The organism is Shewanella algae (assembly GCF_009183365.2).
GTDB classification, from domain to species: domain Bacteria; phylum Pseudomonadota; class Gammaproteobacteria; order Enterobacterales; family Shewanellaceae; genus Shewanella; species Shewanella algae.
In genome coordinates this window covers 35,631-42,500 of record NZ_CP068230.1, presented here as the reverse complement: position 1 = coordinate 42,500, position 6,870 = coordinate 35,631, and the positions used below count along the sequence as shown (strand labels likewise).

Here is a 6,870-nt window from a genome sequence, read left to right as displayed (position 1 = left end):
CGACTTGCATGTGTTAGGCCTGCCGCCAGCGTTCAATCTGAGCCATGATCAAACTCTTCAATTAAAGTTTTGGTTGAACCCGAAGGTTCTGCTCAATGAATTCTGTTCGTATGAACACTCTTCATCGAGTTAAATCGTTTTGTCGATTTCTCAATGCCTGTGAGTGTCCACACAGATTTGCTTGTTTATCTTGTTAAAGAGCAATCCCTTAGGCGCCGCGGCCATCGGGTCAGGGCTGCGTATTCTACGCTTTCCTGCTGCGGCGTCAAGAGGTATTTACCATCTTTTTTCGCCTGTCGTTGAAAGGACTCGAGAGCCGTTTTTCTTCGACCCTGTCACGTCTTTCGCGTTGCCGCTGCGCCGTGTCAGTGGGAGCGCATTATAGGGAGCCAAAACTTTTGTGCAAGGGCTTTTTATAAGAAAACTGCTGTTTTTGGCTTATTTGCCGAGAATTTGTCCTGACCTGCCACTTTTTAATCTTTATAATGGCGAAAACCAATCATATAAGGACTTTTTATGGCCAATTCTCTCAGATCTTACCAAGGTACCAAGCCAAAGTTGGCCGAAGGCGTCTATGTTGATGAAGCTGCGGTTCTGGTAGGTGACATCTTTTTGGATCAGGACGCCAGCGTTTGGCCCATGGTGGCTGCCCGGGGTGACGTCAATCATATTCGCATCGGCAAACGCAGTAGTGTTCAGGATGGCACTGTCTTGCATGTTACCCGTAAGTCGCCGGCCAACCCAGAGGGACACCCATTGCTCATCGGCGATGATGTCACCATAGGCCACAAAGCCATGCTTCATGGTTGCAAGGTAGGTAATCGTGTATTGGTTGGCATGGGAGCCATTATTTTGGATGGCGTCATCATCGAAGACGATGTGATTTTAGGTGCTGGTTCCTTGGTGCCTCCCGGCAAGGTGCTAAAGAGTGGCTTTCTCTATATAGGCAGCCCGGCCAAGCAGGCTCGCCCCTTGACCGAAGCCGAACGCCAATTTCTGCCACAATCGGCAGACAACTATGTCCGCCTTAAAGATGAGTACCTGGCCGAGCAAAGTAGTACTGACTAAGAAAGTTATACTGACTCAGGTAACTCTATCTCACCTGAGTCATTGAAGCATTCCTGCTCAATCAGCGCCTCGGCTTCATCTTCGAAGTCGAAGCGCCACTGTTCAAACAGGCTCAGGATCTCTTGCTCTTCGAGAAAAACCTTGCCACTTAGTTGCTGCATACGTTGTAAGCCAACATAGCAAGGAATATTGACCCCTTGCTGCTGGGCCATAAACTTGAGCCTGTTTGATTCGGCTTGCCACTGACACAAGTCGCTGAAGATGATCCCCTGATTCATGAGGCCTCTCCTTTTAATTCTTGCCGCAGACTCTCGAGTACAGGCTCAACTTTGGGCATGACACCTCGCCATAAATAGAAACTTCTAGCCGCCTGCCCCACCAACATTCCTAAGCCATCCAGTGTTTTTGCCGCCCCTTGCTCGGCAGCCCAGCGATTGAACGTAGTTGTTTGTGCCGAATACATCATGTCGTAGCAATAGCTATGATTGGCAACCACGGTTACGGGAATATCCGGTAGCTCACCATGCAAACTGGCTGAGGTGGAATTGATAATGAGATCATAACCCTCATAGAGTTCATTTCGCCTCAACGCCTGCAATTGCTGTGGCGCAATAGCCGCCAGCACCTCGGCCTTACTGTATGTTCTATTATAGATATCAATATGGCCGACACCGGCCGCCAACAGAGAAAGCAGACAACCTCTGGCAGCCCCACCAGCGCCGAGCAGCAAGACCTTTTTATCTTGCAGCGTCAGGTAACGACTGAGATCGGCCACCAAGCCGTAGCCATCGGTATTATCGCCCCGAATTCTGCCATCATCCAGTTTAATCAGGGTGTTCACTGCGGCGGCGGTTTCGGCTTCCTGGCTCAACTCATCACAGAGTTGAAAGGCTTGTTCCTTGAAAGGCACAGTGACATTAGCGCCCTTCCCCCCGGCAGCAAAAAAAGCCATGACACTGCCGCTGAAGTCATCGATTGGTGGCAGAATCGCTTGATAGCTTAGGGCTTGCCCGGTCTGAGCGGCAAAGGCTGCATGGATAGCCGGTGATTTACTGTGATGAATGGGATTGCCAAAGACGGCATAGCTGTCGGTCATCTGTGCTCCAGAGCAATGGAAGATATATCAGTCTACTCAGCGGCCCTAGGTCAGGCAAGGCTGCCGACCTATGGGGTTTTCATTGTATACTGGCGCCAAAATCGACAACAAGATTCAACACGAAAATGAACTGGCTAAAGAAAATTATCAATCGCAAACCCGAGGCCGAGCGGGACCCCACCCAGTCCAACGCCTATGATCTGATTGGTGGCGACGAGACGATACGCGCCATAGCCAAGAGCTTTTATCAGCAAATGCAAACGCGGCCGGATACTCAGGAACTCCTGTCCATACATCAGGCTCCGCTGGCACAATCGGAACAGAAACTATATGAATTTCTCAGCGGTTGGTTGGGAGGGCCTCAGCTGTATCAAGCCAAATATGGCCACCCGGCGCTGAGAGCCAGACACATGCCGTTTGCCGTTGATGAAAGAATGCGCGATCAGTGGCTGTTATGCATGAGGGCCTCGCTGGAGGCCAATCTGAAGGATCCTGAACACAGGAAAGTGATTTTCAATGCTATCGCTCAGTTAGCTGACCATATGCGTAACCAATAAGCCAAAGAAAGGCTTATTGGTTACGCTCACTAACTATTCGGTGAGCCAATCCCTGGGGTGCAAAAAGTCACTGTATAGCTTGGCTTCGGCAGAGCCGGCTTCAGGTTCATAGGCGTATTGCCAGCGAACCAAGGGCGGCATCGACATGAGTATTGACTCGGTTCGGCCGCCGGTTTGCAGCCCAAACAGCGTTCCTCTGTCATAGACCAGGTTGAACTCTACATAGCGACCTCGGCGATACAGTTGGAACTCACGCTCACGCTCGCCATATTCGGTATCCTTACGCAGCTCAACAATGGGGGCATAGGCAGGTAAGAAGCCTTTTCCGACAGCTTGCATGAAAGCAAAGCAGTGCTCAAAGCCACCTTCATTGAGGTCATCGAAGAAAAGGCCGCCGACACCGCGGGTTTCGTTTCTGTGTGGCAGGAAGAAATACTCATCGCACCATTTTTTGTACTCGGGATAAACCGCTTCGCCGAAGGGCTCACAAATCGCTTTGGCTTGCTGATGCCATTCGCGCACATCCTCGAGGAAAGGATAATAGGGGGTCAGGTCGAAGCCACCACCAAACCACCAGACAGGATCGGCACCTTCTTTACAGGCGATAAAGAAGCGCACATTGGCATGGGTGGTTGGGATATAGGGATTAAGCGGATGGATAACCAGTGAAACCCCCATAGCTTCAAAGCTTCGTCCGGCCAGCTCAGGCCTGTGTGCCGTAGCCGAAGCCGGCATGGCCGCGCCTTCTACATGGGAGAAGTTCACCCCGGCCTGTTCAAACACGCCACCGCCGTTAAGTACCTTACTGATCCCGCCACCGCCCTCGGCCCGTTTCCAGGAATCGGTAGCAAACTCAGCTTTGCCATCCAGTCGTTCCAGTCCTTCACAAATCTGTTGTTGTAGTTGCATCAAGAATGCTTTTACCTGGTGGGAATCAGGTGCCGTCATGCTCGCTCCTTCTTGCTTGGAATTGTTAGCCATTACGCAGGATCTGGCCGCTGCGAATATCTATGATGGTGGAAGGCTGGCGCTGCTGCCCCAACTCCCCTTCGATAAGGGCATCTATCTGCCCGGCAAAAGCTGTTTCAATATCATTCACAGTCAGTGCCGGCGGCTCACCCGCCAAGTTGGCACTGGTGGATACCAGCGGCTTACCCAAGGTATCACACAACTCCCTGACAACCGGATGGGCCGACACCCTGACGGCTATAGAGTCAAAATGGCCACAAAGCAGTTGGCTCATTCCCTGACGCACCGGCATGACAAAGGTAAAAGGTCCGGGCCATTTGGCAAAAGCCTGCTGCAGTTGCTCATCACTCAGTTGAGACTCGTCCAGATAGGGTTGCAACTGCCGATAGTCACTGGCGACCATGATAAGCCCCTTGTGCCAGGGGCGCTGTTTGATGTCGAGAATTCGGGAAACGGCGGCTTCATTATCGGGATCGCATCCCAAACCATAAACAGCTTCGGTGGGATACGCTATGACCCCTCCATCCAGAAGCAGTTGCTTACTCCTGGCGGCGAGCAAGTGCAGCATTGAGAGTACCTTTTATAGAGACAAAGACGGCTGAGCGCCCTCGGCGACAGCGGAGGTGATTATAGTCACATATTGAGCCGGATCACAGAGTTCGCTTGTACTTACATTCCTTACGGGGACATTCCAGTCTGTCGCCTGCAGCTCCCTTACGTTCTACCAGAATACCGAAACCGCATTCAGGACAAGCTTCTGCCCGAGGAGGAAAATTCACCAAAAACTTGCACTTGGGGTAGTTGCTGCAAGCATAAAAGCTCTTGCCGAACTTGCTGGTCCTATGCTCAAGCACTCCGCTATTACACTGAGGACAAGCCACTTTTTCAGCCTCTTCCTGCTGATCGTGTCGCTCGATATGAGTGCATTGTGGATACTGGGTACAACCAATAAAAATACCAAAGCGCCCCGACTTGACCGCTAACTCGTGGCCACACTGGGGACACTCGGAGCCGGGAATAGGCTGGGAGTCGATGGATTCGTGCTGCACCAAAGGCCGGGTGTAATCGCACGCTGGATAATTGTTACAGCCAATGAAGCCACCATGCTTACTGTGGCGCACGGAGAGCTCACTGCCGCACTTGGGACAAAGTTCATATTCTTTCTCGAGCGCGTGCGCCCGAGCATTGAACAACTGCTGGTCTATCTTGGCCATGACACATCTCGCTGTTAAAAGAGTTAGGCGAACATTTTACCAGCGCCACACGGATAAAGGGAGCCTGCAACAGGAGTCATCAAACAGCAAAGACAAATGGGGCTGGGATCTCAGTGCGGATGAAGATATATTGTATCCAAAATAACAAAAAGGACCCTCTCTATGCCTCTGCTCACAACTCCAGGAAAATCTCTCGCTTCCATACTGATGACGCTAATGATCAGCGCCTGCGCCGGCCACACGCAGACCACGAATCTGTCCCCCGCCATAGCGACAGCTTCCCATGAACAATTACTGCAACACTCGGATGCCCTCTATAACCCAGTGCAATTGCAGCATATGCTCGCGTCACTACAAAACACAACGGATATGACACAGTGGCAGCAAGGGCTGTTTTATTTGAGGGGATACAGTTATTTCGGTCCCTTCGATAAATTGACCGACACAGATTTTCAGGCCATAGCCGACGCGTTGGCAAGGTTGCCGCAACAGGCAAACTTTTCTATGGATGAGCAGTTTGCCGTAACCCTCTATCTCTATTTCACCAGCGACCAGCAAGCCGGAAAACTTGCACCACTACTGCCGAGGCTCGCCCGCCAGCTGTCTCGATTGGGTAAACAAACTGCCAGTGAAGCCAGAGATTATGCATTATGGGAGACAATTCGAGCCTATGGATTTCTACTTAATCAGAGCCGACAGCGGCTAGATGGCCAGTTGAATAAGCTGCTGTTGCAACAGCGCCTCGACGCAGATCTTTTGGGTTTTGTAGCTGGCGACAGATCACCATGGGAGCGGGAAAACGCATATTGGGCCCTGGCCATGTATCGCCTGGCACTGCCCCCCAGCAAAGGCAAACAAGCTGACGATGCCCCGACTCCAGAACAACTGGCTCTGGATACACAGCTCGAAGTCCTGGCACTCAAAGATATTGCCACCAGAGGTGATGCCGGTAAAGACAGCTACACCTTGGGATACCATGTAAACCACTTTGGTGGTCAACTGAGTTGCCAAGAGAAGACTCAGCTTTGCCGCATACCGGACTTACTCTCTGTACTACCGCAAAGACATAAATGTTCAGAGTCTCTATTTATCGTCGCCCAGGATCTCAGCACCGCTGAATTTACCGAGAGCTGCCAGCGACTAACGTCCCAGGAAAGCCATTTCCACTCTTTGCTCAAAACTGAGCAACAACCTACAACCAACGATCACAACCAGGCGCTGCAAGTCGTAGCTTTCAAAAACTGGAGCCAGTACAACGCCTATGGGCAGTTGCTGTTTGATATAGGTACAGACAACGGCGGCATGTATATAGAAGGTACACCACAGCAACCGGGCAACCAAGCCAGCTTCTTTGCCTTTCGCCAATTCTGGATCGCTCCCGAGTTCGCCATTTGGAACCTGAACCATGAGTACGTCCACTATCTGGACGGACGTTTCGTCAAATATGGTGGCTTTGGCCATTTTCCAGGCAAAATGGTGTGGTGGGCCGAAGGCTTGGCGGAATATATCTCCAAGGGAGAAACTAATCCTAAGGCTATTGATTTGGCAACTGAAGCCCTGGAACAGAAAAAGACTTTGGACTTGGAGAGTATTTTTGCCACCGAGTACCAGGACGGCCAAGATCGTACTTACCGCTGGAGCTACTTGGCTATCCGCTTCCTGGCAGAGCAAGAACCTCAGGCACTCGTTCGCCTGAGCCAAGCCTTGAAAATGGATTATTTTGCCGGTTATGAGCAGGAATTGACGGCCTTAACATCAAAGGAGCCAGCTTTCCAGCAATGGCTGCAACAACTGGCCCAAACAGCCAAAAGCAGTGACGCGGATACCGCTCCATCAATACGCAAGCTCAATAGGTACAGCTATCGTGACTACCTGCGGCCGGCACACTTGCGCAGTAGCGGCCGTCATCAACACTACTGACAATGTCGTAATCGGATGCTTGATTCAGATAAGAAAGAGTTTAGTA

Annotated in this window: 8 protein-coding genes and 1 rRNA gene (1 of these 9 cut by a window edge); 3 read left to right on the top strand and 6 right to left on the bottom strand. The window is 51.2% G+C overall.

All coding sequences use genetic code 11. The annotated features are described in order from the left end of the window. A 16S ribosomal RNA gene (locus E1N14_RS00195) occupies positions 1-64 on the bottom strand (it extends 1,481 nt beyond the left edge of the window). Positions 65-516: 452 nt separating this feature from the next. Between E1N14_RS00195 and E1N14_RS00190 the strand changes: the two genes are divergently transcribed. Beyond that, positions 517-1,068: a gamma carbonic anhydrase family protein gene (locus E1N14_RS00190; protein WP_025011812.1), complete on the top strand. Its 552-nt coding sequence runs from the start codon at positions 517-519 to the stop codon at positions 1,066-1,068. A 5-nt stretch (positions 1,069-1,073) separates the two neighbouring features. Here E1N14_RS00190 and E1N14_RS00185 read toward each other — a convergent pair whose 3' ends face one another. Both E1N14_RS00185 and aroE read right to left on the bottom strand, forming a co-directional pair. Continuing rightward, positions 1,074-1,346 carry a DUF1488 family protein gene (locus E1N14_RS00185; protein ID WP_062793974.1) on the bottom strand — a complete coding sequence of 91 codons (273 nt, stop codon included), beginning with the start codon at positions 1,344-1,346 and terminating at the stop codon, positions 1,074-1,076. Then, entirely contained in the window at positions 1,343-2,164 is an 822-nt protein-coding gene (gene aroE, locus E1N14_RS00180) for a shikimate dehydrogenase (protein WP_025011813.1), read from the bottom strand. The genes E1N14_RS00185 and aroE overlap by 4 nt, the downstream gene beginning before the upstream one ends. A 125-nt stretch (positions 2,165-2,289) precedes the next feature. Between aroE and E1N14_RS00175 the strand changes: the two genes are divergently transcribed. Further along, the gene (locus tag E1N14_RS00175) at positions 2,290-2,721 is read left to right on the top strand and encodes a group II truncated hemoglobin (protein WP_025011814.1); all 432 of its coding nucleotides are present in this window, start codon (positions 2,290-2,292) and stop codon (positions 2,719-2,721) included. Positions 2,722-2,754: 33 nt separating this feature from the next. Here the strand turns inward: E1N14_RS00175 and hemF are convergent, their stop codons facing one another. From hemF to E1N14_RS00160, 3 genes are all read right to left on the bottom strand, one after another. Then, a complete protein-coding gene (gene hemF / locus E1N14_RS00170; protein ID WP_025011815.1) occupies positions 2,755-3,669 on the bottom strand; it encodes an oxygen-dependent coproporphyrinogen oxidase in 915 nt (304 codons plus the stop codon). Positions 3,670-3,694: 25 nt separating this feature from the next. Beyond that, entirely contained in the window at positions 3,695-4,258 is a 564-nt protein-coding gene (gene tsaC, locus E1N14_RS00165; protein WP_025011816.1) for an L-threonylcarbamoyladenylate synthase type 1 TsaC, read from the bottom strand. A gap of 82 nt (positions 4,259-4,340) precedes the next feature. Next, entirely contained in the window at positions 4,341-4,904 is a 564-nt protein-coding gene (locus E1N14_RS00160) for a DNA topoisomerase family protein (RefSeq protein WP_025011817.1), read from the bottom strand. A 162-nt stretch (positions 4,905-5,066) separates the two neighbouring features. Between E1N14_RS00160 and E1N14_RS00155 the strand changes: the two genes are divergently transcribed. Then, positions 5,067-6,824: a collagenase gene (locus tag E1N14_RS00155; RefSeq protein ID WP_037437507.1), complete on the top strand. Its 1,758-nt coding sequence runs from the start codon at positions 5,067-5,069 to the stop codon at positions 6,822-6,824. Positions 6,825-6,870 lie beyond the last annotated feature (46 nt).